Below are 26,956 nucleotides of genomic sequence, written 5' to 3'. Positions count from 1 at the left end.
TATAATTTTTCGTCCCTACTAGTTAAGGTTGTTTAATATTTTCTGATTAATTTTGTAGATAAAAATAAATCAAAAAAAGATTAAAAAAGGCGTTGACAAAGTTAGGAAAAGGCGTAGAATGCGCGCCTCATCTGCAGAGTAAAGCTCTAAAGATACAAGTTCTTTAACAATATAAATCAAGTAAATCGTGTGGGTGTTTGTAGTACTGGTAAGAAATATCAGTAATATAAACAACTCGTCATAGATTGAGTTTTTAGATTACTGAGCCGTTTTAGAACCTTATGGTTCAAAAGATTTTAAACTGAAGAGTTTGATCATGGCTCAGATTGAACGCTGGCGGCAGGCCTAACACATGCAAGTCGGGCGGTAACAGGTCTTTCGGGATGCTGACGAGCGGCGGACGGGTGAGTAAAGTCTAGGAATCTGCCCAGTAGTGGGGGACAACGCGGGGAAACTCGCGCTAATACCGCATACGCCCTACGGGGGAAAGGTGCTTTATTGTACCGCTATTGGATGAGCCTAGATCAGATTAGCTAGTTGGTGGGGTAAAGGCCCACCAAGGCGACGATCTGTAGCTGGTCTGAGAGGATGATCAGCCACACTGGGACTGAGACACGGCCCAGACTCCTACGGGAGGCAGCAGTGGGGAATATTGGACAATGGGGGAAACCCTGATCCAGCCATGCCGCGTGTGTGAAGAAGGTCTTCGGATTGTAAAGCACTTTAAGTTGGGAGGAAGGGGTGAAGTAACGACTCACCTTTGACGTTACCAACAGAATAAGCACCGGCTAACTTCGTGCCAGCAGCCGCGGTAATACGAAGGGTGCAAGCGTTAATCGGAATAACTGGGCGTAAAGCGCGCGTAGGTGGTTTGTCAAGTTGGATGTGAAATCCCCGGGCTCAACCTGGGAACTGCATCCAAAACTGACTGACTAGAGTACAGTAGAGGTTAGTGGAATTTCCTGTGTAGCGGTGAAATGCGTAGATATAGGAAGGAACACCAGTGGCGAAGGCGACTAACTGGACTGATACTGACACTGAGGTGCGAAAGCGTGGGGAGCAAACAGGATTAGATACCCTGGTAGTCCACGCTGTAAACGATGTCAACTAGCCGTTGGGACCCTTGAGGTTTTAGTGGCGCAGCTAACGCAATAAGTTGACCGCCTGGGGAGTACGGTCGCAAGATTAAAACTCAAATGAATTGACGGGGGCCCGCACAAGCGGTGGAGCATGTGGTTTAATTCGACGCAACGCGAAGAACCTTACCTGGCCTTGACATGTCCGGAATCCTACAGAGATGTGGGAGTGCCTTCGGGAATCGGAACACAGGTGCTGCATGGCTGTCGTCAGCTCGTGTCGTGAGATGTTGGGTTAAGTCCCGTAACGAGCGCAACCCTTATCCTTAGTTACCAGCACGTAAAGGTGGGCACTTTAAGGAGACTGCCGGTGACAAACCGGAGGAAGGTGGGGATGACGTCAAGTCATCATGGCCCTTACGGCCAGGGCTACACACGTGCTACAATGGTTGGTACAGAGGGTTGCCAAGCTGTGAAGCGGAGCTAATCTCAGAAAACCAATCGTAGTCCGGATTGAAGTCTGCAACTCGACTTCATGAAGTCGGAATCGCTAGTAATCGCGAATCAGAATGTCGCGGTGAATACGTTCCCGGGCCTTGTACACACCGCCCGTCACACCATGGGAGTGGGTTGCTCCAGAAGTAGCTAGGCTAACCTCGTGAGGCCGGTTACCACGGAGTGATTCATGACTGGGGTGAAGTCGTAACAAGGTAGCCGTAGGGGAACCTGCGGCTGGATCACCTCCTTAAACGAAAGCTGGTACTACAAGTACCCACACGAATTACTTGATTTATAATTGCAAAGAACGAATTGGGCGGATGCCTAAAAAGTTAACAGATTAGGGTCTGTAGCTCAGCTGGTTAGAGCACACGCTTGATAAGCGTGGGGTCGTAGGTTCAAGTCCTACCAGACCCACCAATTAAATGGGGCCATAGCTCAGCTGGGAGAGCGCCTGCCTTGCACGCAGGAGGTCAGGAGTTCGATCCTCCTTGGCTCCACCAGATAATAATCAAAAGAAGCTAGAAGCTAATTCTTTTAAGCAAAGAGAATTACCTTCTAACTTTTAAAGTTAGACTGTTCTTTAACAAATTAGATATGCAAAGAAGTAAAGATTAATTAGTAATTACTGGTCTAATTACTAATGCTGAGGTGAAAATATTGCGAACTCAAGCGCAAATTTTCGGCGAAACAAATGTCGATTCTTTGGTTGTGTAGCTTTAGATTACTAGATAATTTAGGGTTATATAGTCAAGTGAATAAGCGCATACGGTGGATGCCTTGGCAGTCAGAGGCGATGAAAGACGTGATACCTGCGAAAAGTTACGGGGAGCTGGGTACAAAGCATTGATCCGTAAATGTCTGAATGGGGAAACCCAACTGAGAGAACCTCAGTTATCCAGTACTGAATACATAGGTACTGAGAAGCGAACCAGGGGAACTGAAACATCTAAGTACCCTGAGGAAAAGAAATCAACCGAGATACCCCAAGTAGTGGCGAGCGAACGGGGTGCAGCCAGTGTTCAGAAGCATATGTATTAGTGGAATGGTCATGGGAAAGCCAATCATAGAGGGTGATAATCCCGTACACGAAAATACGCATGTGGATCTAAGTACACAAAAAGTAGGTCGGGGCACGAGAAACCTTGACTGAAGACGGGGGGACCATCCTCCAAGGCTAAATACTACTGACTGACCGATAGTGAACCAGTACCGTGAGGGAAAGGCGAAAAGAACCCCGAGTAGGGGAGTGAAATAGAACCTGAAACCGTATGCGTACAAGCAGTGGGAGCGGACTTGTTCCGTGACTGCGTACCTTTTGTATAATGGGTCAGCGACTTATATACAGTAGCAAGCTTAACCGAATAGGGGAGGCGTAGCGAAAGCGAGTCTTAATAGGGCGCCTAGTTGCTGTGTATAGACCCGAAACCAAGCGATCTATCCATGGGCAGGTTGAAGGTTAGGTAACACTGACTGGAGGACCGAACCGACTACCGTTGAAAAGTTAGCGGATGACCTGTGGATCGGAGTGAAAGGCTAATCAAGCTTGGAGATAGCTGGTTCTCCTCGAAAGCTATTTAGGTAGCGCCTCATGTATAACTTCTGGGGGTAGAGCACTGTTTCGGCTAGGGGGTCATCCCGACTTACCAACCCGATGCAAACTCCGAATACCAGAAAGTTCTAGCATGGGAGACACACGGCGGGTGCTAACGTCCGTCGTGAAAAGGGAAACAACCCAGACCGTCAGCTAAGGTCCCAAAATTTTGGTTAAGTGGGAAACGATGTGGGAAGGCATAGACAGCTAGGAGGTTGGCTTAGAAGCAGCCATCCTTTAAAGAAAGCGTAATAGCTCACTAGTCGAGTCGGCCTGCGCGGAAGATGTAACGGGGCTCAAACCAAATACCGAAGCTACGGGTTCACGTTTTACGTGAGCGGTAGAGGAGCGTTGTGTACGCCTGTGAAGGTCAATTGAGAAGTTGGCTGGAGGTATCACAAGTGCGAATGCTGACATGAGTAACGACAATGGGTGTGAAAAACATCCACGCCGAAAGACCAAGGTTTCCTGCGATACGTTAATCGAAGCAGGGTTAGTCGGCCCCTAAGGCGAGGCTGAAAAGCGTAGTCGATGGGAAATAGGTTAATATTCCTATACTTCTAATAACAGTGATGGAGGGACGGAGTAGGCTAAATCAGAGTGGCGTTGGTTGTCCACTTGAAAGGCTGTAGGTAGATCTCTTAGGCAAATCCGGGAGATTATTACTGAGAACTGATGACGATTCATTTATCTTAAATGGAAAGTGATTGATGCCATGCTTCCAAGAAAAGCTTCTAAACTTATGTTATTAGGAACCGTACCCCAAACCGACACAGGTGGTCAGGTAGAGAATACCAAGGCGCTTGAGAGAACTCGGGTGAAGGAACTAGGCAAAATGGCACCGTAACTTCGGGAGAAGGTGCGCTGGTGGTAAGTGAAGTTCCTCGCGAATGGAGCTGAAGCCAGTCGAAGATACCAGGCCGCTGCAACTGTTTATTAAAAACACAGCACTCTGCAAACACGAAAGTGGACGTATAGGGTGTGACGCCTGCCCGGTGCCGGAAGGTTAATTGATGGGGTTAGCTTAGGCGAAGCTCTTGATCGAAGCCCCGGTAAACGGCGGCCGTAACTATAACGGTCCTAAGGTAGCGAAATTCCTTGTCGGGTAAGTTCCGACCTGCACGAATGGCGTAATGATGGCGGCGCTGTCTCCACCCGAGACTCAGTGAAATTGAAATCGCTGTGAAGATGCAGTGTATCCGCGGCTAGACGGAAAGACCCCGTGAACCTTTACTGTAGCTTTGCACTGGACTTTGAACCTGTTTGTGTAGGATAGGTGGGAGGCTTTGAAGTTAGGACGCTAGTTCTAATGGAGCCAACCTTGAAATACCACCCTGACATGTTTGAGGTTCTAACTCTGACCCGTTATCCGGGTTGAGGACAGTGTATGGTGGGCAGTTTGACTGGGGCGGTCTCCTCCTAAAGAGTAACGGAGGAGTACGAAGGTGCGCTCGGCGTGGTCGGAAATCACGCTAAGAGTATAAAGGCAAAAGCGCGCTTGACTGCGAGACAGACAAGTCGAGCAGGTACGAAAGTAGGTCTTAGTGATCCGGTGGTTCTGTATGGAAGGGCCATCGCTCAACGGATAAAAGGTACTCCGGGGATAACAGGCTGATACCGCCCAAGAGTTCATATCGACGGCGGTGTTTGGCACCTCGATGTCGGCTCATCACATCCTGGGGCTGAAGCCGGTCCCAAGGGTATGGCTGTTCGCCATTTAAAGTGGTACGCGAGCTGGGTTTAGAACGTCGTGAGACAGTTCGGTCCCTATCTGCCGTGGACGTTTGAGATTTGAGAGGGGCTGCTCCTAGTACGAGAGGACCGGAGTGGACGAACCTCTGGTGTTCCGGTTGTCACGCCAGTGGCATTGCCGGGTAGCTATGTTCGGAAGAGATAACCGCTGAAAGCATCTAAGCGGGAAACTTGCCTCAAGATGAGATCTCACTGGGGATTTAATCCCCCTAAAGGGCCGTTGAAGACTACAACGTTGATAGGTTGGGTGTGTAAGCGTAGTGATACGTTGAGCTAACCAATACTAATTGCCCGAGAGGCTTGACTATATAACCCCAAGTTATTTAGTTAACCAAAGAAAGACAAGCAAAAGTCGAAAGTGAGCAAATGAGTTCGTTTGCCAAAGCGTAGACTAGACTGAAATAATGATTAATCTTTACAGCATACAAAAGCATATCTGATTTGGGTGATGGGGTAAGATAACCAAGAACCTTCTCACCATAAAGAATTGCTTGAGGAAAATAGAGCGTTGGAACCACCTGAATCCTTCTCGAACTCAGTAGTGAAACGACGTATCGCCAATGGTAGTGTGGGGTCTCCCCATGTGAGAGTAGGTCATCCTCAAGCTCCTAAACAAAAGCCCCATCATAAACTTATATGATGGGGCTTTTTTATTTACAGATAAATTTAATAATAAATAGAAAATATTAGATGGCTGGTTAAAGTCATTAAAAATACTATATTAGATTACAGTAACTTCTTACCTTCTATGCTGGAATCCAACTATAATACTCATTCTTAAATTACTTTAACTGATATATTGAATGATATTTAACCATTTGAATTTAGAAAATATTAAGGATGAGTATTATTCTATATAGCATGATTCTTTTATGCTTATGATTTTGATTTAAGAAATATAAAATAGTCCAAATGTGGTTAGGTTGATGCTAGCTGGAAAAATATTCACTGTAATTCTTTGCTATTAAAGATTTGGAAATGGAGTAAGGGATGTCAAATATAGATTTTATTAATAAGATTTCTATTAATAGACTGTTTAGTAGGAAATTTGAAAGAGACAGAGACAGGGATATTTATCTTTATAAAGTAGCTAGTCAATTAGAGAGTGATCGTGGAAGAATTATAAATTCAGCAGCAGTTAGAAGATTACAGCAAAAAACACAGGTTTTTCCATTAGAAAAGAATTCAGCAGTCAGAAGTAGGTTAACCCATTCTTTAGAAGTTCAACAAACAGGTAGGTATATTGTTAAAACTATTTTCGATGAATTATCTAAGCAACAACTTCTTGATAAATATGGATTATATGGTCTTGAACAACATATAGAAACAATAGTTGAAATGGCCTGTTTAATGCACGATATTGGTAATCCCCCTTTTGGTCATTTTGGTGAATATGCGATTAATCAATGGTTTGAAAAAAATATTGATGCAATCTTTTCAACAATAGATGGCTATAAAATAGTAGAGCTTGCAGATCAGCTAATGTTTGAGCTAAAGCAATTTGAGGGCAATGCGCAGGCAATAAGATTAGTTTCTAATGTTATATCATTAAATTTGACTTATGTACAGTTAGCTAGTTTAATGAAATATATTAAGCCAGTATATTCCCAAGAAAGCTTTGATGATCATCCACTGAGTTATCTTTATAAGAAAGGTGGTTATTATTGGTCAGAAAAAGAATTAGTTGATAATTTAAAAGAAGAATTAATATTAGAAAATAGAAGACATCCCTTCGCTTATATTATGGAGGCAGCAGATGATATTTCTTATTGTTTGGCCGATATTGAAGATGCTGTTGAAAAAGGAATATTGGACATAGTTATGCTAAAGGAACTGTTTATTAAGTATGTTGATTCTGATGAAAAGATTGAAGTTTTACAAGGCTATCAAACTACTAATAAAACAATAGAAGAAGTTTTAGATTATATTACTAAAAATCCATATAGCCATATGGATGAAGTAGGTAGTTTTTTTGTACAGTTTAGAGCGACCTTAATTCAAGTCTTAGTTAAGTATGCAGCTAAGCAATTTGTTAATAATATTGATCAAATTTATAATGGTACTTTGAATAAAGCATTAATGGAAATGGAGGGCATTGAGAGTTTACTTACTCAAGTGCTTAAAAAAATAGCAATTAAATATGTGTTTTGCCATCATGAGGTAAGAACATTGGAGTTAAAAGGATATCAAATTATTACTGGGTTGTTAGAATGTTATCTACCTGTTTTAAAAGCGAGTTATGTGGATTTTTTTAATATTGTAGAAAAAATAGTTAAGGATGATGATATAAAAATTAAGACAAAAGATAAATTATTAGTTCATCTAGTGTACAGATTGGCTAAAAAGCATATTAAGTCCTATTATAAGGCAGTAATTAGCTTAGATAATGACGAAGAATTAAAGATAAAAGAATTATATTTTCGTTGTCGTTTAATTCAAGATTATGTGAGTGGAATGACAGATCAGTTTGCTTTTGATGAATACCAAGAGTTAAAAGTAGCTGGTTTAAATTAGGCAATAATATTTTAGATAAAATTATTTCTACATTACAGAGTCATAATTAGTTTTTGTTTGATTAATCAACATTTGTTATTGAGTGTTTGAGTACAAGATTTAGGATAATAGCTAAAATGCTAACTAATCCTACCCCTACTAAGCTAAATGCACCTATTTTCAGAGTTAGTCCACCTATACCGCAAGTTAATACTACTGAGACTATTACAAGATTTTTGGGAATAGATAGGTCTACTTTACCATCAATAATAGTTTTTAAACCAATAGAGGCAATAGTACCAAAGAGAAGTACCATAATGCCCCCCATAACTGGTTTAGGAATAGATTGAAGGATAGCATTGAATTTTCCGAAGAAAGCTAAACCAATAGCTAGAACGGCTGCATAGGTCATAATAATAACTTTAAAATTACGAGTAATCATTAACGCACCAGTTACTTCTGAATAGGTTGTAATTGGTGGTCCACCAATTAAGCCTGCAAAGCAAACACCAATGCCATCTCCTGTTAGGGTGCGATGTAATCCTGGTTTTTTTGTATAGTTTTCGCCTGTTACATTGCCAGTGGCCATCACATTACCAATGTGTTCGATAATGGGAGCAATAGCAACAGGTAGCATAAAGAGAGCTGCGTACCAATTTACTTCTATTGAGTGAAACTCTGGAACGGCAAACCATTTGGCATCAACGATTGGCTGAAAATCAATTAAACCCATAATTATTGCAGTAACATAGCCTACAATTACACCTGAAAGAATGGGAATAAGGCGGAACATACCACGCCCGAAGATAGATACGATGATTGTGGTGAGTAAAGAAATAGCAGCTAATGTGATAGCTTGGTAGTAGCCTATGGTTGAACCTTCCACTTGTCCCATTGCCATATTGGAGGCGGTTACTGCAACAGATAAACCAATGACCATAATAATTGGACCAATAACTACAGGAGGTAGCAATTTATCAATAAGGCTAATACCTCGCCATTTGATAATTAATGCAAAAATAAAATAGGTAAAACCTGCAGCAAATAAGCCAAATTGTGTAGCTCCTTGACCCCATGTAGACATGGTATAACTAATTGGTGCTATGAAGGCAAAGGATGATCCTAAAAAGATAGGTACTTGGCCTTTAGTAATAAGCTGGAATAGTAAAGTACCTACACCGGCACCAAGAAGCGCCATAGCAGGATTAAGTCCAGTTAATAAGGGAACTAGTACCATTGCTCCAAATGCAACAAAAAGGATTTGGGCCCCTGCTATTAGTTGTTTTATATAGTACATAGTGACTCACCTTATAAAATAGCTTAACTATTATATAGATAAAATATTAATAGAGCGTAAAAATAACAAAAATTTAAATTAACTTATTTGTTAATAGGTAGAGAGTTGCCAATCTGCTTGGTAAATCGGCTGATAAAGTTTTTCTGCCCATTTCTCAAATTGCTGATGTTGGTTGAGTAGTTCAAAACTTGGATATTGCCTTACTAGTACCGCACTTTGTTGGCACTCACCTAGTGTATATTCTGTACCTTCATAAGCTGTTTGAACTAAGTCTAAGTTGTTTTTAGATAATAGGGTAAAGGCAGTTTTAATAGCAACAGGAAGAGGTTGTTGCATTCCTTGTTGGCAACTGGTGAGCAGTGAGTTAAGTAAAGGAGTAGCTTGTTGAGGATTCATGGGGGCTAAGGATATATAGCAATCTAAACCTAGCACAAGCGTTTGTAGCGGTATATTGCAACTATTAGCAGCTAGTTGTATAACCCAAGGGGCGATTAGCTGTTGCCACTTATAATCTTTACCATTAAGCAAGGTGTTAGGTAAGGTAAAACAGTTTAATAAGTTTTCATCATTTATTTGATAAAGATTATTTAACCAGCTTTGTAAATGAATATCTTGGTATTGATAGTTAATAGGCAATGGAGCTGTTATTTGTTGATAAGGTGCTATCAGTAAGCGATGTTGTTCTAGCAAGGGTGTTAATTGGTTAATAAGTTCTAAACCAAGTTGTTGCCCGAATCCTGCCATAGGGAGTTGTCCACTACGTTGTAGGTTATCAATATTATTGCTTAAAATCTGTTGTGTCAGTTGTTCATTTTGATTATAAATGAGGCAGTTTTTTAGTAGCTGCTCAGTTATTTGATAGCGTTGTAAACCATTTAGGGAAAAAGGTTCATTATCTTCCATAAATTCTCTAGTTTGGTTAAAAGAGACTTTTAAGCGTTGGTTAAAGAAGTAACGAACAGGGTGTTTAAGAAAACTGGTAAGTTGTTCTATAGTAAGTGGCGTATCGGCAGGAAAGATAGCAAGTTTTTGCTCATCAGTTAATGTATGGTTTTCTTGGTATAATCCAGCCCATTCTTGTGCATAGCTAAACCAGTTATTATCATTGTGAAAATAACGACGGCTGAAAGGTTGTAATGCATGTGTTTGGGTTAGAGCATGTAGTAAGTCTTTGCTATTAGCTAATTGCCAGCCGCTAGATAAGTGGTCTCTTAGTTGTCCAATTAAAACAGAGGGTGGGCGTTCACTATTGTCACGAATATTGCGGCCTATCCAGCTAATGTACAAGCGATTACGGGCTGATAGTAAGGCTTCTAACAGTAAATAACGATCATCCTCTCTTCTAGAGCGATCGCCAGGCCTATAATCTTTTGCCATCAGATCAAAATCAAGATGAGTTGAAGGGCGAGGGTAGTCACCATCATTCATGCCTAATAAGCAAATAATTTTAAAAGGAATGGCTCGCATAGGCATTAGCGTACAAAAACTGACTGAACCTGCAATAAAATTTTGTGTAAAACGTTCGTTATCTATACCTGTTAGCCAAGCTTCTCTGACAATGGTTAGTGGTAACTGTTCATTTAGGTTTGCTTCTTCACAAAGGGTTAACCAATCATCCAGTAGATTAGCTAGTTCGGTTAATAGTTCTTGTTCTTTTTCATTGCTAGGTTCAAATAGTAACTCTAGCAGCTGTCTAAGAAGGGTTGCCCATTCAATAGGTAATAAATTTTGTGATAGTTTCTGTTGGATATCATCCAGTACAGCAATAAATTGGGCAAGTGAACCAATAAGAGTGGCTTGATTACCACCAATTTCATCAAAGGGTTGAATAGTTTGCCAGTTAGTATCGCTATTACCAATGGCGTATCCTAGTAGCATACGACGTAAACCAAAGAACCAACTATTTTGTTCCATTGTTGTTGGTAGGCCAAGGTTATGTCTTTGTTCTGCATCTAGTCCCCAACGAATACCAGCTTGATGTATCCAGCGATGAAGGATAGGTAAGTCTTGTTCCCGCCAATTAAAACGATTACGAATGGCTGGTACATCTAGTAGATCTAATATATCAGTAACAGCAAATCGGCTATCAGGTAGTTGTAGAAGATATTCCAGTGCTATAAGTAATGGTTCTACTTTTCTTTTACCGCGATCAGAAAGGGTAAAGGGGATATAGCGTTTATCTTGTTTATCAATTTTGCCAAAGGTTGCTTGAATAAAGGGGGTATATTGGTCAATATTGGGTACCATAACAATGATGTCTCGGGGAAGTAATGATTTATCATTGTTAAATAAGTCTAGCAATTGGTCTTGTAAGATTTCTACTTCACGTTGTGGGCTATGGGCAATATGGAAGCGAATTGAATGATCTTGTTCAAGATTTATAGGTGGCCATTGTTTGCGAGTTTCTGGTAGTGCTCTTAACTCAAGAATATCATCCTGTAGTTGCCCTAATAAGGTATTGGTATTAGGGGCTTCATAGAGGTCAATTTTGCCTTCATTGATAATCCCAAAACGTTGTTGGTAACTTTCTGGATCGTCGTAGCTATCGAGTAAGTTTATATAGTCACGCCCTTGTTTCCCCCAAGCTGCCAGTAAAGGATGACCATGTTGGTGAAGGTCTTGGATTTGTAGTTTATTAACTTTCTTTTTTTGGCGACGATATTCATGGTGTAATAGTTGTTTACCTTCAATAATATCTAACCAATGATAACGACAGGGGTTGTGTACATAGAGCATTACTTGGGTAAATTTAGCTAAAATAGCTAGTGCCTCAACCATTTGTGCAGGTAATGCTGAAATACCAAAAATACTAATACGCTTTGGTAGACCTTTAGGTGCTTTGGTAAGTTGTTGGCAATATTCAATAAAGTGTTGATGTACACCTGCACGGCTGCCTTGCATGACTTCTTCACCTAAATCTTCGAGTAAGAGTCGCCATAGTGCAGGTTGCCAGAGTTGTTCTTGGGGAACGGGTGTTATTTTACCATGTACATTTTTTAGTTGATCTTTGCCTTGTAACCAGTCTTGTAGCCAATCAGAACGATAAACTTGGTATTGGTCCAATAAGTCGGCTAGTTGTTCTGCTAGTTGGTAATGTTTGCGTTGATCAATATCATCTGCAAGGAATTGTTTTAAGGTAGTGAATAGGTGATTATTCAGGCATTGTGGTAGTAGTCTAAGTAGGCGCCATGTAAGTGGTTCTTTATCTAAAGGTGATTGTTTGGCTACAGCCTTTTCACCTAATACAGCACGATAGGTTTGCCATAAAAAACGTGAAGGTAGTTGGATATTAATAGCGGCTGCTATGCCACAGCCATCATTAATAGGATCTTCAGCCAGTGCTAGTTTTAGCCATTGAGCAATACCATTACTTTGTACCAAAATGACTTCTGGTTCTAAAGGGGGTAATGGATGTTCTTGCATCCAACTTACAGCAAGATTTCTTAGTTGTTCAAGGTGATTGCCATGTACAATCATTAAACCTGACTGCAATGGTGGCCTCCAATAGATAGAAATAAATAAGGGGGTATTTTACACCCCCTTGTTGATTATTCGCTAACTTTCTGTAAGTAGCGGAAGAAATCGGAGTTGGGATCAAGGACTAGCACATCGTTTTTATCTTTAAAGCTTTCACGATAGGCTTGTAAGCTACGATAGAAGTTATAGAATTCTGGTGCTTTGGAGTAAGCTTTAGCATAAATAGTTGCTGCTTCTGCATCACCCTCACCGCGTACTTCCTCAGCATTACGATAAGCTTCTGCTAAAATAACTTGTTTTTGACGATCTGCTTCTGCACGAATTCTTTCAGCAGCCTCACGTCCTTCTGCACGATATTTTTGAGCTTCACGTTCACGCTCAGTACGCATTCTAGCGAATACACTGTCATAAACTTCTTTAGGTAGATCAATGGCTTTAATTCTTACATCAACTACTTCAATACCTAGTTCTTTTTGAGCCATTTTGTTAAGAGAGTCTGTTACTTGTGCCATTACTTCATTTCGACCGCTGGCAGATTTACTGTTTGTGTCTGTTAGCTCGCCAGATTCATTAACCAATTCGTTAAGGGTTTTATTACCAAATTGATTACGTAATGCGGCATCTAAACGACGGCCTAAACGCTCATCAGCAATCGCTTTTTCACCACGTACGCTGGTGTAGAAAATTTCTGGATTAGAAACTCTCCAACGAGCGTACGCATCTACCATAACAGATTTCTTTTCTTTAGTAAGAAAACGCACATTAGGTGTTTCTAAGGTTAATAAACGACCATCAAAAAGTTTAACTTTATTAATTACAGGCCATTTAAAATGTAAACCTGGTTCTAAATTAGATTGTTCTATTTCTCCAAAGCGCAATAAAATGCCTTTTTGCGTTTGTAAAACAATATAAAGCGAACTCCAGCCAAAAATAACAAGTAGCAAGACAATGACTAAAGGAAAAAGTAGTTTATTACTCATTAACGGTTCCCTCTTGTTCTTGAATCTGTAGTACTAGGTCTTTGGTTACTACTATCAGTAGTTGGAGTATATGAGTTGATACCAGTACTAAAATTACTATTAGTAGCAGAGTTATTGGCTGGTACAGCTTGCTGATTATTCATTAATTTATCTATAGGAAGATAAAGCAATTGGCTTTGTCCATCTTTACTTGTGACTAGGATTTTACTCGTTTTTGTTAGTATTTCTTGAATAGTTTCAAGGTACATACGTTCTCTAGTTACTTTTGGTGCCTGTTGATAGGCCTCCAGTAGTTTTTCAAAGCGAATAGCTTCCCCTGTTGCTCTATCTACAATAGCTTCACGATAACCAGTAGATTGTTTCTCAATACGTGCTGCTTCACCTCGAGCATCAGGAACAATACCATTTTGATAGGTTTCCGCCTCGTTCTTTAGTTTTTGTTGCTCTTCACGGGCACGAATTACATCATCGAAAGCAGATTGAACATCAGATGGTGCGGTGGCACTTTGGATATTAACTTGAGTCACTTGTATGCCTGTTTCATATTTTTCAAGCATTTTAGTTAATTCTTCTTGAATATCACCCGCCATTTTTTCACGGCCACTGGTAAGGATATCATCCATATTAGTTGAGCCAGCTACTTGCCTTAATGCACTATCAGTAGCATTTTCTAAACTTTGCTCAGGTGCATCATTTTTTAGAACGAATTTTTCTAAATCAATAATACGATATTGAACAGTGAGTGGAATTTCAACAATATTCTCATCACTGGTTAACATTTGACCATGCTTGCTGTAGGAACGTTCTGCTGTTACATTGACTTGAAACTTAGTATCTATAGGAGGAAAATAGATATGTAAGCCAGGTTTGACAGTATCGTGGTATTTACCAAAACGTAAAATAACAGCTTCTTCTTGTTGGTCTACTACATAGATTGCCTTAGAAAGCCAAAATCCTACAATAACTACAATAATAATCAAGACAATAGGGAGTATGGGGATTGCAAAGTCGCCACCACCATTATTTCTACCTGAGTTATTATTTGAAGGTTTTTTACCGCCTAAGAATTTGTTAAAAGAATCTTTGACTTTACGTAAAGCCTCATCAAGATCTGGAGGTCCTTCGTTACCGCCATTGTTTTTAGGTGGTTTGCCCCAAGGATCTTGATCGCGATTTTTGTCTTTATCATTATCGTTGTTATTTGAATTACCAGGCTCATTCCAAGCCATAATTCCTCCCAAAATATAATTAATGCCAATAGTTGTTTATTATGGCATGAAAGAACATATTTAAAAGAATGAATTATATCAAAATAGCTATTATATTGCCGAAATTTATTGCAAAGTATGTTTTATAATAATTTATAAATGATAATAGGATTGATAAGTAATGAAATTAGTAAAGTATTTGTTGATTATTGTTCTTGGAAACATATCACAAATAGTAGTAGCAGATAATAAACAGCTTACTTTTGATAAGCATTTATTAACAATTAATGGGGTGCAGTTACAGGCAGAATTAGCTGTTACGGATAAGCAGCGTCAACAAGGGTTAATGTTTCGTAAAAGTCTGGAAGCGGGACAAGGTATGTTGTTTTATTTAGATGAAGATTCAATGCCTTGTTTTTGGATGAAGAATACCTATGTTCCATTATCACTGGCTTTTATTGATAAACATTATCGAGTTTTGCAAATTGAGCAATTACAGCCAGAGAGCCTTAGTCATGTGTGTGCAATGCAGCCTATTAGGTATGCTTTAGAAGTACCGCAAGGTTGGTTTAGTGAGCAGAGAATTAGCATTGGTATGCTGGTTGAGGGAATAAACCATCCTATACCTTGATATAGGATGGTTGTATTAAATTAATTATCTAGTAGTTGTTTATTGCGTACAGCGCCTTTATCTGCACTGGTCGCTAATAAAGCATAAGCTTTAAGCGCTGTACTTACTTTTCTTGCTCTAGGAGCAGCAGGTTTCCAACCCTTTTGTTGTTGTACAGCACGACGATTAGCTAACTCTTCGTCGCTAACAAGTAGTTGGATAGAGCGGTTAGGAATATCAATTAATATCTTATCACCGTTTTGTACAAGACCAATATTGCCACCTGAGGCGGCTTCTGGTGAGACATGTCCTATGGATAAGCCAGATGTGCCGCCAGAGAAACGACCATCAGTTAATAAAGCGCATTGCTTACCTAAACCTTTTGATTTGAGGTAACTGGTTGGGTAAAGCATTTCTTGCATACCTGGGCCACCACGAGGACCCTCATAGCGAATAACTACTACGTCACCAGCTTTTATTTCATCAGCTAAAATACCTTTAACAGCAGCATCTTGGCTTTCAAATACATGAGCTGTTCCTTCAAAACGTAGGATAGAATCATCTACCCCCGCTGTTTTAACTACGCAGCCGTCTTCCGCAAGATTGCCATATAGCACAGCTAGCCCACCGTCTTTAGAATAAGCATGTTCAAGATCACGGATACAACCATTAGCGCGATCTAAATCAAGGCTAGGCCAACGGGTTGATTGACTAAAAGCTTGTTCTGTGCGAATGCCAGCAGGGCCTGCTTTAAAGAATGTATGAACAGTTTCATCGTCAGTTTGGCTGATATCCCATTGAGCAATAGCGTCAGCTAAGGTTTTACTATGTACTGTGTTAACAGAAGTATCTATTAATTTTGCTTTAGCTAATTGACCTAGAATACTAAAAATACCACCAGCACGATGTACATCTTCGATATGATACTTTTGTACATTGGGAGCAACTTTACAAAGTTGAGGTACTTGACGAGAAAGTTCATCAATGACTTTCATATCAAAAGCAACTTCGCCCTCTTGGGCAACAGCTAGTAAATGTAAAATAGTATTGGTAGAGCCGCCCATGGCAATATCAAGTGTCATGGCATTTTTGAAAGCAGCTAATGAAGCGACATTACGTGGTAATACAGAGCTATCATTCTGTTCGTAATAACGTTTACAAAGGTCTACGATTAGATGGGCTGCATTAACAAAAAGCTGTTTACGATCAGCATGGGTTGCTAGTGTAGTGCCATTGCCAGGTAGTGATAAACCGAGTGCTTCTGTTAAACAGTTCATGGAGTTGGCTGTAAACATCCCAGAGCAAGAGCCACAGGTAGGGCAGGCGCTACGTTCATATTCCGCCACTTGTTCATCTGAATAGTTATCATCAGCCGCAATTACCATGGCATCAATTAAGTCTAGATTATGGTCTGCTAACTTGGTTTTACCAGCCTCCATTGGGCCACCAGAAACAAAAACTACTGGAATATTAAGACGTAAAGCAGCCATTAACATGCCAGGAGTAATTTTATCGCAGTTAGAGATGCATACTAGGGCATCTGCACAATGTGCATTTACCATGTATTCTACTGAGTCGGCAATAATTTCTCGGCTTGGTAGAGAGTAGAGCATACCATCATGCCCCATTGCGATACCATCATCAACAGCAATGGTATTAAATTCTTTAGCGACACCACCTGCTTTCTCAATTTCACGAGCGACCAGTTGTCCAAGGTCTTTTAGATGAACATGCCCTGGAACAAATTGAGTAAATGAGTTGGCGACAGCAATAATTGGCTTATTGAAGTCATCATCTTTCATCCCTGTGGCACGCCATAGGGAACGAGCACCCGCCATATTACGGCCTTGGGTGGATGTTTTGGAACGATAGTCAGGCATTGAAAGCTCCTGTTTTCACGGCAATAGTTTAATTATTAACGTGAGTGGATTAGTAAATAGACTGTTAGGTAAACAAGTGTATTTAATACTAATCATGCGATACATTCGGGGTAACCAACTTACTCGTAAAACTCACAATCACGGTAGAATAATGGATAAGTATTCTACAATGGTATTGCAAAACAACATACAACTTTATCTTGTTATTTATAGGATTAGCAATTATCTTGAAGATTCCTGTTAAATAGCGAGATTTATTTTATTAATTAATAGGCTGCTCTTGAGCTTCTCTGTCACGATAACCTAATAAATATAAAATACCATCTAACCCTAAGGTAGAAATAGCTTGTTTAGCAGATTGTTTAACCAGAGGCTTGGCTCTGAAAGCAACGCCTAGCCCTGCAATACCAAGCATAGGTAAATCATTTGCACCATCGCCAACTGCAATAGTTTGTTCTAAACTAATGTTTTCTTTTAGAGCTAAATCTTTTAACAGGTCTGCTTTTCTTTGAGCATCTACAATAGGTTCAATAGCTACACCCGTTAATTTTCCATCTACTATTTGTAGTTCATTGGCATAAACATAATCAATGCCTAGTTTTTGCTGTAATTTATTAGCAAAGTAACTAAAACCACCAGAAAGAATTGCTGTTCTGTAACCTAACTTTTTAAGCTCATCAAATAAATTTTCTGCACCTTCAGTAAGTGGAAGATTATCTGCAATTTCCTCTAACACAGATTCAGATAAGCCTTTGAGTAATGCTAAACGTTCTTTAAAGCTTTCTTTAAAATCAATTTCCCCACGCATTGCCCGTTCAGTAATGGCAGAGACTTGGTCGCCGACACCTGCAGCTTTGGCTAATTCGTCAATAACTTCTGCTTCAATAAGTGTTGAGTCCATATCAAATACAGCTAAGCGACGATTACGGCGATAAATACTGTCTTGTTGGAAAGCAATATCAACACCCAGCTCCGCACCAACCTTTAGAAATTCAGCTTTTAATGCACTGATATTTGCATCACCACGTACTGAAAATTCAATACAACCTTTACTATTTTCTGGTGCAGTACCTAAGGGAATGCGACCAGATAAGCGGTCGATATGATCAATATTAAGATTATGTGCAGCTGTAATAGTACTAACTCTGCATAATTGTTCGGCAGTAACTTTGCGCGTTAATAAAGTTACAAGATGACGGGGTTTGCCTTGTCCAGCCACCCATACTTGGTAATCTTGTTCAGAAATAGGTGTAAAACGTACCTGTTGATCGAGTTCATAGCCACAGAATAATACATCTTTGAGCACATTAGAGTCACTATTATCAGGAAGTTCTACTAAAATGCCGAAAGATAACGTGTTATGAATCACGGCTTGGCCAATATCAAGAATTTGTGCGCCTCCAGCAGCTAACACACCAGTAATTGCTGCAGTAAGCCCAGGACGGTCTTCTCCAGTAATATTAATTAAAATAATTTCACGCAATCTACAATCTCCAACACTGTAAAGCACAAATTTTTACTATTTTAACTTGTTTAAGGGCTTTCCCCAAAAAAAAACGCTAGTTATACTAATATATTCCTATTTTTAAAAGAGTTTTGCTTGTGAAACAGCAACAACATGCTAAAAAAGACAATCTTTTTTTATATTCCAACCAAACAATACGACAAAAACGAGTTTCTCTTGTTGCTAGTTTGATTATTCAATGCTTGCTAGTGTTAGCTATTGCCTTTGGTGTTTATGCTTGGCTAGTTAATGATCAATTTAAGCTTTCTATGCGTCAACAAGCGGATGCAGTGGGACAAAGTTTATTAACTCAGACTGCAGAAAGGGCAGCAGAGTTATTAGCCATTGATGATAAGTTGGGGCTGAATATTTTGTTAGGATCACTAGCTAAAAATCCATTGGTTGCCGATGTGGGGATTTATGATGGTGAAGGTAATGAATTGTTTCGGGCTGGTCTAAAACAATTTTCTCACACCAATAAAACAGATTTGTATAAAGAAAGGTTAGCTATCCAAAAGCAGCCAGATGTTGAATTACGTTTAAGATTAAATCATCAGCAATTTCAATTGCCTTGGGTGGTGAGTGTTGAGCGTGCCATTATTATTGCAGGTATTTTACTGGTTATTGTATTAATTTTTATATTTAGATTAGGTCGTAAAATTACTACACCGGTTACTCAATTACGAGAATGGGTAAGAGATCCTGTTATGCCTGTACCTGCCAGCGATCGACAAGATGAAATAGGTGATTTAGCTAGAGAGTTACAAGCTAAATTAATTGCTGTTGAAGATATTGAAGCATATTATGCGCAATTTATTGAACCAGAGTTAGAGCCTGAACCTATTGAGGTGGTTGAACATGATCTGATTAATATTAGACAAACTGAAGATGAATTAACAGATAGTAATTTTGATCGGGCTTTTCTTGATGAGATTGCCAGTTTTGATCGCTCAGTCATTGCTGAGGCAGATATACCTATTATTAGTGATTCAGTGCCAGCAGATAAAGAAGAATTAGAAAGTGGTGTGACTATGCAACAACCTACACAAACTGCAGTATTGTATATACGGTTAGGTGGACAGGATAAGTTAAAATTATTATCTAAAGAGCGATTAATTAATTTATTACAACGTTATCGTGATTGTTTAGATCAAACCGTACGTATCTATAAGGGTGAAATACATACATTAAATGATGGTAGTAGTTTAGTATTGTTTCATGGGCGTGGTAATGATACAGATACTTATTTAACACATGCGATATGTTGTGGTGAATTAATGCGTGGTTTAAGCCATGAGTTACAAGTTGAATTGGCGGATACAAATATCACGTTATTGCTACAAATAGCTCTGGCACAGGGAACTGATTTATTAGGTTTAACACCCCAAGAGTTATTAGATAATACGACTGTAAAATTAGCTCGGTCGCTTGTTGACCATAGTCGTAATCTATTATTAATGGATCAGTCTGTGGCAGGTGATGAGAGGGTAGAGATTTTAGCTAAGATTAGAGGATTAGCTAATCCAGCAGATACATTCTGTATTGAGCGAGTGTTAGAGCCTTATGCAGAAGTACTTGAAAAACAACTAAGAAATATGCGCAATAATAAATTATAGGTAATAAAAAAGCTGCTTATTTAAGCAGCTTTTTTATATTGGGTTTAACTATATTTTTGGTAGAACATAGTTTTGTTGAGTGATTAAGTCCACACCACACTCTAAGTTTTCAAACCAATTGATAAACTTATTAACCATTTCTTTGCCTTTAAATGGACGGCCATGTTGTGGAACCATCATTTCAATATCTAAACCACGAACCATGTTTGCCCAATAGCGACCAATTTTGTTACTAATCATATAACGTTGGTGGAAGCCAAGCATGTTTGGTAAATGTTCTTCAAAGTTTGTAATAGGCTCTGCATCATCTACAATAGATGCGCCTAGGTCACCAGAGAATAAAATTTTACTCACAGGATCATAGATTTGGAAATTACCTTCAGAGTGTAAGAAATGCGCAGGAACAGCCATTAACTTACTATCGCCTAAAGGAATGGCACCGCCAGCATCAGGTAATTGGATAATACGCTCATAAGTATTAATGCCATGGCTATTTGAAAGATAGTTGGCCACTAAGTGAGGTAAGAAACGAGCCCATAATTTAGAGCAGATAACCCGAGCATTGGTATGTAATAACCATTTATCTAAAGATGCCACAATATCGGGGTCTTGGTGAGATGCAAAGATATAAGTCAAATCTTTAAGGGCTAAATGCTTAGCAATCTCTAATGTTAAAGTGGTATATGTTAAATCTCCACCTGGATCAAGAAGGATAGCTTGGTCACCGTCTAAAATCACAAACTGATTAGACTGTACACCACCACCTGTAACAAGGTTATCAAAACAGACACACTTATGGGTGCCATTATCAAATAAAGTAATCGGATCGCGTCGCATGAGATACCCTCTAAAAATGTCTCATTATTTAATCATTTACTCGAGTAGAGGTTATGACACAAGTCAAAAGCAGTACTAATCTACTAAATAAGTAGCCCAAGCTCTATACAATATCTTGCAAATGATTTTATTTGTATAGCTTAACTCAAATTAATATATATTTATACAGTGTATTGCTATAATTATCGATAGTTATTTGTTTAAATTGTGAAAAAAGTATGAAATTTAAATAACTAGTTGACTATAAGCAAACTTTTTTTAGATTATAACTTGTTATTTTCATAGTCTAATTTATATAAATGAGGTATTTAGTAGTTGTCTCTGTTATTCAAACTTATTCAAAATATAGTGTATTAATCTTTTATGTTGAAAAAAATATTCAAATCTGTAGATGGCTTGTTTAAGCGTTCTGATAAAGCATCAGGTGGTTCTCAACAATTACCATCCAAAAAGAAATATACATTGGAACAAGAGCACATTAGTAAAAATGCCTTAGAAACCATTAAAAAACTTCATAAAGAAGGTTATGAGGCTTATTTAGTAGGTGGTTGTATACGTGATTTGTTACTGAGTTTACGTCCGAAAGATTTTGATGTGGCAACTAATGCAACACCTGAACAGGTTAAGAAAATTTTTCGTAATTCCAGAGTAATTGGGCGTCGCTTTAAGTTAGTTCATGTTTTTTGGGGAAAAGAAACCATAGAGGTAGCAACTTTTAGAGGTCCTCACAGTAAAGATGATATTGCGACAGACGCTGCGCAACACAGTAGTGGCCGCATATTGCGTGATAATGTCTATGGAACAATTGAGCAAGATGCAACACGACGAGACTTTACGATTAATGCATTTTATTATGATATTGTAAAAAAACAAGTTTTAGATCATGTAAATGGTTTGGAAGATATTAATAGTAAAGTAATTCGTTTAATTGGAAATCCACAAAAACGTTATCAAGAAGATCCTGTAAGAATGTTACGGGCCATAAGATTTATGGTAAAGTTAGACTTTTCTATAGCTTCAGAAACTGAGCAACCACTTAATCAGTTATCTTATTTATTGGGGGATATTCCTGCTGCTAGGTTATTTGATGAGGTATTAAAGTTATTTTTATCAGGTAATGCAGTAAAAATATTCACACTGCTTTGCCAATATAATTTATTTAGTTATTTATTTCCCCTAACTGCTAAGGCTTTAGATAAATCACCACAAGCAGAAAAGTTTATTCGGCAGGCTTTGATTAATACAGATGATAGATTAAATAGTGGAAAAACAGTTAATCCAGCCTTTTTATATGCTAGTTTATTGTGGCCAGTATTATTAGAGCATTTAGAAAAACCAATTTCTGAAAATTTGCCTAACCTATTGGATTTACATGATTTAGCTAATGAGTTAATTGCTGAGCAAAGTAAATATACGACTATTCCTAAACGCTTTGGTATCCCTATACGTGAGATTTGGGAAGCACAAATTAGATTGACCAGAAGACAAGGTAAAAAAGCAGATGCCTTATTAGTACATCCTCGTTTTCGTGCAGGCTATGATTTTCTATTGTTGAGGGAGTCAGTAGGAGAGGATACAGCAGGTTTAGGCAAGTGGTGGACATGTTACCAACAAGCCGATGATCAGCAAAGACGAACAATGATTCGTCAAGTAAATGGAGATAAAAAGCCAAGTCGTAGAAAGCGTTATCACTATAAGTCTAAGGCAAAGAATAAAGCAGAGGGAAAAATTGACTAAACAACTTGTTTATATTGGTTTAGGTAGTAATTTACAAGATCCAGTTACCCAGTTGATTACAGCGTTAAATGCATTAGCTAATTTACCTGATATTAAGCTTGTTAGTCAGTCTTCATTGTATATAAGTGATTCATTATTAGAGGGGCAGCCTCAATATATTAATGCTGTTGCTTGTTTAGAAACGGTGTTAACGCCAGAAGCCTTATTAGATCAATTGCAACAAATTGAAAATGAGCATGGCAGAGAACGTAAAGAGCGATGGGGTGCTAGAACCTTAGATTTAGATATAATTCTTTATGGTAATCAAAAAATTAATACAGAACGTTTAATAATACCTCATCCCCAAATGGCTTTACGTTCCTTTGTGTTAATGCCTTTATTAGAAATAGCCCCTAATATTTGTTTGCCAGATGGCAGAGTAGTGGCTGACTTACTGGCTGATTGTCCTTCGCAAAACTTGAAGAGACTATCAAGTTAATCTTCATCCATATGACGATATTGACCTAGGTTTAATGTGTCAAACTCGTCAATAATATTATTAGAAATTACGCCTATAAGTTTTAGTGCTTGATTGATTACCCCGATTTCAGCGCATTGTGGAGGTAGGATAATATTTCCATTTGCAAAAGCTATTGCCGCTTGACTGCCCGTGCCACCAAAATAGTCCGTTGCAATATAAGCGATAGGGGCTTGTAAGGAATAATGAGATAGTATTTCAACTAATTTATCAGATAGGCCATTAATATCATATAGATCATAATTAGCAGAAAAAATAAAAGAATCTAAATCATCCTCACTCAACATGAGTAAAGAAAAACCTTGGCTTAATGAAATACGCTTCTTTAAAGAATAGTATCGCGCAAAGGCATTAATATTGTCAGATTTACTAATAATGCCTTGAATATGATGTCCCATTTTTCTAATTAATAATTAAGTTATCTTTATGAATAAGTTCTGGTTCATTGATAAAACCTAAAACCTTTGTTATTTCATCTGAGCTTAGACCAATGATTTTTTGTGCTTCGGAAGCATTGTAGTTAATGAGTCCTCTGGCGATTTCTATACCTTCTAAATTAATACAGGCAACCATCTCACCTCGTCTAAAATCACCTTCTATATTTTTTACGCCTACAGGTAGTAAACTTTTTTGGTATTGTGTGAGTGCGGTTACAGCACCGTTATCTAGAGTTATTTTGCCTTTAACCTGTAGTTGGCCTGCTAACCATTGTTTACGAGCAGCAATGGGTGATTGATCAGGTGTTAATAGTGTTCCTATACGTTCGCCTTGTTGTAATCTAGTAATTACTTGGGGGATTGTGCCGCCAATAATAATAGTGTTTGTGCCAGAACGAGCGGCAAAACGAGCTGCTCTTAGTTTAGTTTGCATACCACCACGACCTAAGTTTCCTGCACCGCCTGCTACTTCATCTAAACTAGGATCGTTGGCTTTCGCTTCATAGATTAACTGTGCATTTGGATTATTGCGGGGATCGGCATTAAACATACCATCGCGATCAGTGAGAATAACCAATAAATCTGCTTCTACTAGATTAGCTACTAACGCTGCTAAAGTATCGTTATCACCAAAACGAATTTCATCAGTGACTACTGTATCGTTTTCATTAATAACAGGAATAATAGCTAAATCGATTAAAGCTCTTAGCGTACTACGGGCATTTAAATAACGTTTACGGTCAGATAGGTCATCATGAGTTAATAGAATCTGTGCTGCTTGGCAGTTAAATTGATCAAAACAGTTCTCCCACGCTTGTACTAAAACCATTTGACCAATAGCTGCTGCTGCTTGCAGTTGATGCATTTCTTTAGGGCGGGTTTCCCAACCTAGTTTACTCATTCCTGCAGCTACAGCACCAGATGAAACTAAGATAAGTTCAATACCCTGGTTTCGTAGAGCAACCATTTGTTCAACCCAACCTTGCATAGCATGGGGATCTAGTCCTTTACCATTAGCAGTCAGTAAAGAACTACCTATTTTTATAACCCAGCGTTTGGTTTGGGAAACTATTTGCCGCATGATTATTAATATCCTAAAAATACAAATCCAGAATTTATCTATTTTATACCTTATAAGTAGAAATAATAAGATGGCTTGAGATAGGATGAAGAAATTAATTTTAATATAACTAAATAATTATTATAATTTTGAGGGGTAGTCTTATTAATAGTAGTTTGTGGTATCCATATCATCAGTTAGAAACTATTTATAAGACCAGTAATCTAAAAATCACTGAAGCACTCCTATCGTTGTTGGGTATGTATTGTAAAATACTCAATGTTATTGTCGTTTATTACCTGCTTCACAATAAAATTAATTATGAAAAATAATCTATTAGCTATTAAATGGCGTACCCAATCAAAATTATATGAGCAACTAACAGAGCAGGAAGCTGATTGGCTATTTAATGAAGATTCTCTTACTCAAAGGTTAACAACAGTTAGTCAACAACAATTTTCTATTGAAGTATTGCTAGAAGAATGGCAGATATTACGTCCAGATGAATACCAAAAGCTTGCAGCACCTATTGATAAAAAAGGTTGGGTAAGAGAGGTTTTTTTAAAGGGTGGTGGTGAACCTTGGGTTTATGCGCGTAGTGTTGCTTTACAAACTGATTTAAAAAATGATCAATACGATTTAACCAATATTGGTGAAAAATCATTAGGCTCTATATTATTTATTGATAAGACTTTTCAAAGAACCCCCCTTGAGGCAACGCGTTATCCTGTTGAGTTATTACCAACAACTCATCAGTTTCAAAATTTATGGGGAAGGTGGTCAAGTTTTATTAATGAAGAAGTCAATGTGATTGTACAAGAGATATTTTTGCCTGCTTTTTGGCAAAAATTAGAGATTAAAAAATCAGGGCAATAAAAAATTGCCCTTTTTTCAAATTAAACTTTTAAGTAGTTTAAAATACCTTCAGCTGCACCACGACCTTCTGCAATAGCAGTAACGACTAGATCGGAACCTCTGACCATATCACCGCCTGCAAATATTTTTGGGTTATTGGTTTGATACTGGTAGGGGCCACTTGCTGGCGCAACTACACGACCTTGGTTATCTAAATTGATTTTGTGCTCTTCAAACCAGGGTGCAGGACTTGGACGGAAACCAAAGGCAATAATAACTGCGTCAGCGGGTAAAATTTCTTCTGAGCCTGCAATAGGTACGGGTGAACGGCGACCTCTAGCATCAGGTTCCCCCAGTTCTGTTTCTACTACTTTAATACCTTCTACTTTGCCATTACCAACAATCTCTATAGGTTGACGGTTAAATAAAAATCTAACACCTTCCTCTTTAGCATTTTTAACTTCTTTGCGAGAGCCAGGCATATTTTCAGCATCACGGCGATAGGCACAAGTAACGGTTGTTGCACCTTGACGGATAGAGGTACGGGTACAGTCCATGGCCGTGTCGCCACCACCTAATACGACTACTTGTTTACCTTTCATGGAGATAAAATCATCAGCTGATTTTTCAAAGCCAAGATTATGATTTACATTAGCAATTAAAAAATCTAATGCATCGTAAACACCTGCTAAGTCTTCCCCAGGAAAGCCACCCTGCATATAGGTATAAGTGCCCATGCCCATAAATACAGCATCATAGTCATCGAGTAACTGTTGCATAGAAATATCTTTACCAATTTCGGTATTAAGACGGAACTCAATGCCCATTTCTGTAAAGATTTCACGACGACGGCTCATTACAGTTTTTTCTAATTTAAACTCTGGAATACCAAAAGTAAGTAGGCCACCGATTTCTGGATTGCGGTCAAACACAACAGGTGTAACACCATTGCGTACAAGCACATCTGCACAACCTAAGCCAGCAGGGCCAGCACCAATAATAGCTACTTTTTTACCTGTACTTTTTACGTGAGAAATATCAGGTCGCCAGCCCATAGCAAAAGCAGTATCGCTGATATATTTTTCTACTGAGCCAATAGTGACGGCACTAAAGCCAGTTTGATTGAGTGTACAAGCTCCCTCACAAAGACGGTCTTGCGGACATACGCGGCCACAGACTTCTGGTAAGCTATTAGTTTGATGAGAAAGCTCCGCAGCTTCAAAAATACGGCCTTCTGTGATTAACTTTAACCAGTTAGGAATGTAGTTGTGAACAGGACATTTCCATTCACAATAGGGGTTGCCACAGTCAAGACAACGTTCAGCTTGTTCTGTAGCTCGCTCTGGTTCAAAGATATTATAGATTTCAATAAATTCTCTTTTACGTTTACCTAAAGCTTTTCTTTTAGGTTCTTTACGTAACACGTCAAGAAACTGGAAGTCGTTATGTGTATGTTCAGTCATTTACAACCTCGTTACCGCTGGGCGGTAGTAATTACGGTGAGCAGTATTAACCATTCACTTTAGTC

General features: G+C 38.8%; 16 protein-coding genes, 2 tRNA genes and 3 rRNA genes. 11 read left to right on the top strand and 10 right to left on the bottom strand.

Features of this window, described 5'->3' with window-relative positions; translation table 11 throughout:
- Nucleotides 1-298 precede the first annotated feature (298 nt).
- From ACQVD9_RS15740 to dgt, 6 genes are all read left to right on the top strand, one after another.
- Nucleotides 299-1,824, top strand: a 16S ribosomal RNA gene (locus ACQVD9_RS15740).
- Between the two features lie 93 nt (nt 1,825-1,917).
- Nucleotides 1,918-1,994: transfer RNA gene (locus ACQVD9_RS15735), tRNA-Ile, on the top strand.
- Nucleotides 1,995-2,001: 7 nt separating this feature from the next.
- A tRNA-Ala gene (locus ACQVD9_RS15730) sits at nt 2,002-2,077 on the top strand.
- Nucleotides 2,078-2,322: 245 nt separating this feature from the next.
- Nucleotides 2,323-5,228: ribosomal RNA gene (locus ACQVD9_RS15725) — 23S ribosomal RNA — on the top strand.
- A 182-nt stretch (nt 5,229-5,410) separates the two neighbouring features.
- Nucleotides 5,411-5,526, top strand: a 5S ribosomal RNA gene (gene rrf, locus ACQVD9_RS15720).
- The 16S, 23S and 5S rRNA genes sit together here with 2 tRNA genes alongside, the layout of an rRNA operon.
- A gap of 384 nt (nt 5,527-5,910) precedes the next feature.
- Nucleotides 5,911-7,434, top strand: coding sequence for a dGTPase (dgt, locus tag ACQVD9_RS15715; RefSeq protein ID WP_264746866.1), 1,524 nt, complete (start codon nt 5,911-5,913; stop codon nt 7,432-7,434).
- 61 nt (nt 7,435-7,495) lie between these two features.
- Here the strand turns inward: dgt and ACQVD9_RS15710 are convergent, their stop codons facing one another.
- From ACQVD9_RS15710 to hflK, 4 genes are all read right to left on the bottom strand, one after another.
- Nucleotides 7,496-8,710: a uracil-xanthine permease family protein gene (locus ACQVD9_RS15710; RefSeq protein ID WP_264746865.1), complete on the bottom strand. Its 1,215-nt coding sequence runs from the start codon at nt 8,708-8,710 to the stop codon at nt 7,496-7,498.
- Nucleotides 8,711-8,800: 90 nt separating this feature from the next.
- Nucleotides 8,801-12,187, bottom strand: coding sequence for an exodeoxyribonuclease V subunit gamma (gene recC, locus ACQVD9_RS15705; RefSeq protein ID WP_264747816.1), 3,387 nt, complete (start codon nt 12,185-12,187; stop codon nt 8,801-8,803).
- Between the two features lie 71 nt (nt 12,188-12,258).
- The gene (hflC, locus tag ACQVD9_RS15700) at nt 12,259-13,167 is read right to left on the bottom strand and encodes a protease modulator HflC (protein WP_264746864.1); all 909 of its coding nucleotides are present in this window, start codon (nt 13,165-13,167) and stop codon (nt 12,259-12,261) included.
- Nucleotides 13,167-14,396: an FtsH protease activity modulator HflK gene (gene hflK, locus ACQVD9_RS15695; protein WP_264746863.1), complete on the bottom strand. Its 1,230-nt coding sequence runs from the start codon at nt 14,394-14,396 to the stop codon at nt 13,167-13,169. The genes hflC and hflK overlap by 1 nt, the downstream gene beginning before the upstream one ends.
- A gap of 160 nt (nt 14,397-14,556) precedes the next feature.
- Between hflK and ACQVD9_RS15690 the strand changes: the two genes are divergently transcribed.
- The gene (locus ACQVD9_RS15690; protein WP_264746862.1) at nt 14,557-15,006 is read left to right on the top strand and encodes a DUF192 domain-containing protein; all 450 of its coding nucleotides are present in this window, start codon (nt 14,557-14,559) and stop codon (nt 15,004-15,006) included.
- 20 nt (nt 15,007-15,026) lie between these two features.
- On the opposite strand, the gene ilvD is transcribed toward ACQVD9_RS15690, so the two are convergent.
- Complete coding sequence (gene ilvD / locus ACQVD9_RS15685) at nt 15,027-16,865, bottom strand: dihydroxy-acid dehydratase (protein WP_264746861.1); 1,839 nt, start codon at nt 16,863-16,865, stop codon at nt 15,027-15,029.
- Nucleotides 16,866-17,127: 262 nt separating this feature from the next.
- Nucleotides 17,128-18,348, bottom strand: coding sequence for a phosphoserine phosphatase SerB (gene serB, locus ACQVD9_RS15680; RefSeq protein WP_264746860.1), 1,221 nt, complete (start codon nt 18,346-18,348; stop codon nt 17,128-17,130).
- Nucleotides 18,349-18,467: 119 nt separating this feature from the next.
- Between serB and ACQVD9_RS15675 the strand changes: the two genes are divergently transcribed.
- On the top strand, nt 18,468-19,985 hold the full coding sequence (locus tag ACQVD9_RS15675) for a histidine kinase (protein ID WP_264746859.1): 1,518 nt from the start codon (nt 18,468-18,470) through the stop codon (nt 19,983-19,985).
- A gap of 48 nt (nt 19,986-20,033) precedes the next feature.
- On the opposite strand, the gene ACQVD9_RS15670 is transcribed toward ACQVD9_RS15675, so the two are convergent.
- Nucleotides 20,034-20,822: an oxygen-binding di-iron domain-containing protein gene (locus tag ACQVD9_RS15670; protein WP_264746858.1), complete on the bottom strand. Its 789-nt coding sequence runs from the start codon at nt 20,820-20,822 to the stop codon at nt 20,034-20,036.
- Between the two features lie 363 nt (nt 20,823-21,185).
- On the opposite strand from ACQVD9_RS15670, the gene pcnB reads away from it, so the two are divergent.
- Nucleotides 21,186-22,559 carry a polynucleotide adenylyltransferase PcnB gene (gene pcnB / locus ACQVD9_RS15665; RefSeq protein ID WP_264746857.1) on the top strand — a complete coding sequence of 458 codons (1,374 nt, stop codon included), beginning with the start codon at nt 21,186-21,188 and terminating at the stop codon, nt 22,557-22,559.
- Nucleotides 22,552-23,037 (top strand): 2-amino-4-hydroxy-6-hydroxymethyldihydropteridine diphosphokinase, encoded by a 486-nt coding sequence (gene folK / locus ACQVD9_RS15660; protein WP_264746856.1) that lies wholly within the window; start codon nt 22,552-22,554, stop codon nt 23,035-23,037. The genes pcnB and folK overlap by 8 nt, the downstream gene beginning before the upstream one ends.
- Here the strand turns inward: folK and ACQVD9_RS15655 are convergent.
- Nucleotides 23,034-23,474 (bottom strand): hypothetical protein, encoded by a 441-nt coding sequence (locus ACQVD9_RS15655; RefSeq protein ID WP_264746855.1) that lies wholly within the window; start codon nt 23,472-23,474, stop codon nt 23,034-23,036. The two genes, folK and ACQVD9_RS15655, sit on opposite strands and share 4 nt — an antisense overlap.
- A 4-nt stretch (nt 23,475-23,478) precedes the next feature.
- Complete coding sequence (gene proB / locus ACQVD9_RS15650) at nt 23,479-24,594, bottom strand: glutamate 5-kinase (RefSeq protein ID WP_264746854.1); 1,116 nt, start codon at nt 24,592-24,594, stop codon at nt 23,479-23,481.
- A 300-nt stretch (nt 24,595-24,894) separates the two neighbouring features.
- Here proB and ACQVD9_RS15645 point away from each other — a divergent pair, with 300 nt between their 5' ends.
- On the top strand, nt 24,895-25,449 hold the full coding sequence (locus ACQVD9_RS15645; RefSeq protein ID WP_264746853.1) for a chorismate--pyruvate lyase family protein: 555 nt from the start codon (nt 24,895-24,897) through the stop codon (nt 25,447-25,449).
- Nucleotides 25,450-25,469: 20 nt separating this feature from the next.
- Here the strand turns inward: ACQVD9_RS15645 and ACQVD9_RS15640 are convergent, their stop codons facing one another.
- On the bottom strand, nt 25,470-26,891 hold the full coding sequence (locus ACQVD9_RS15640) for an FAD-dependent oxidoreductase (RefSeq protein ID WP_264746852.1): 1,422 nt from the start codon (nt 26,889-26,891) through the stop codon (nt 25,470-25,472).
- Nucleotides 26,892-26,956 lie beyond the last annotated feature (65 nt).

The organism is Entomomonas sp. E7T21, from assembly GCF_058693955.1.
This window is presented reverse-complemented; position numbering and strand designations above follow the sequence as displayed.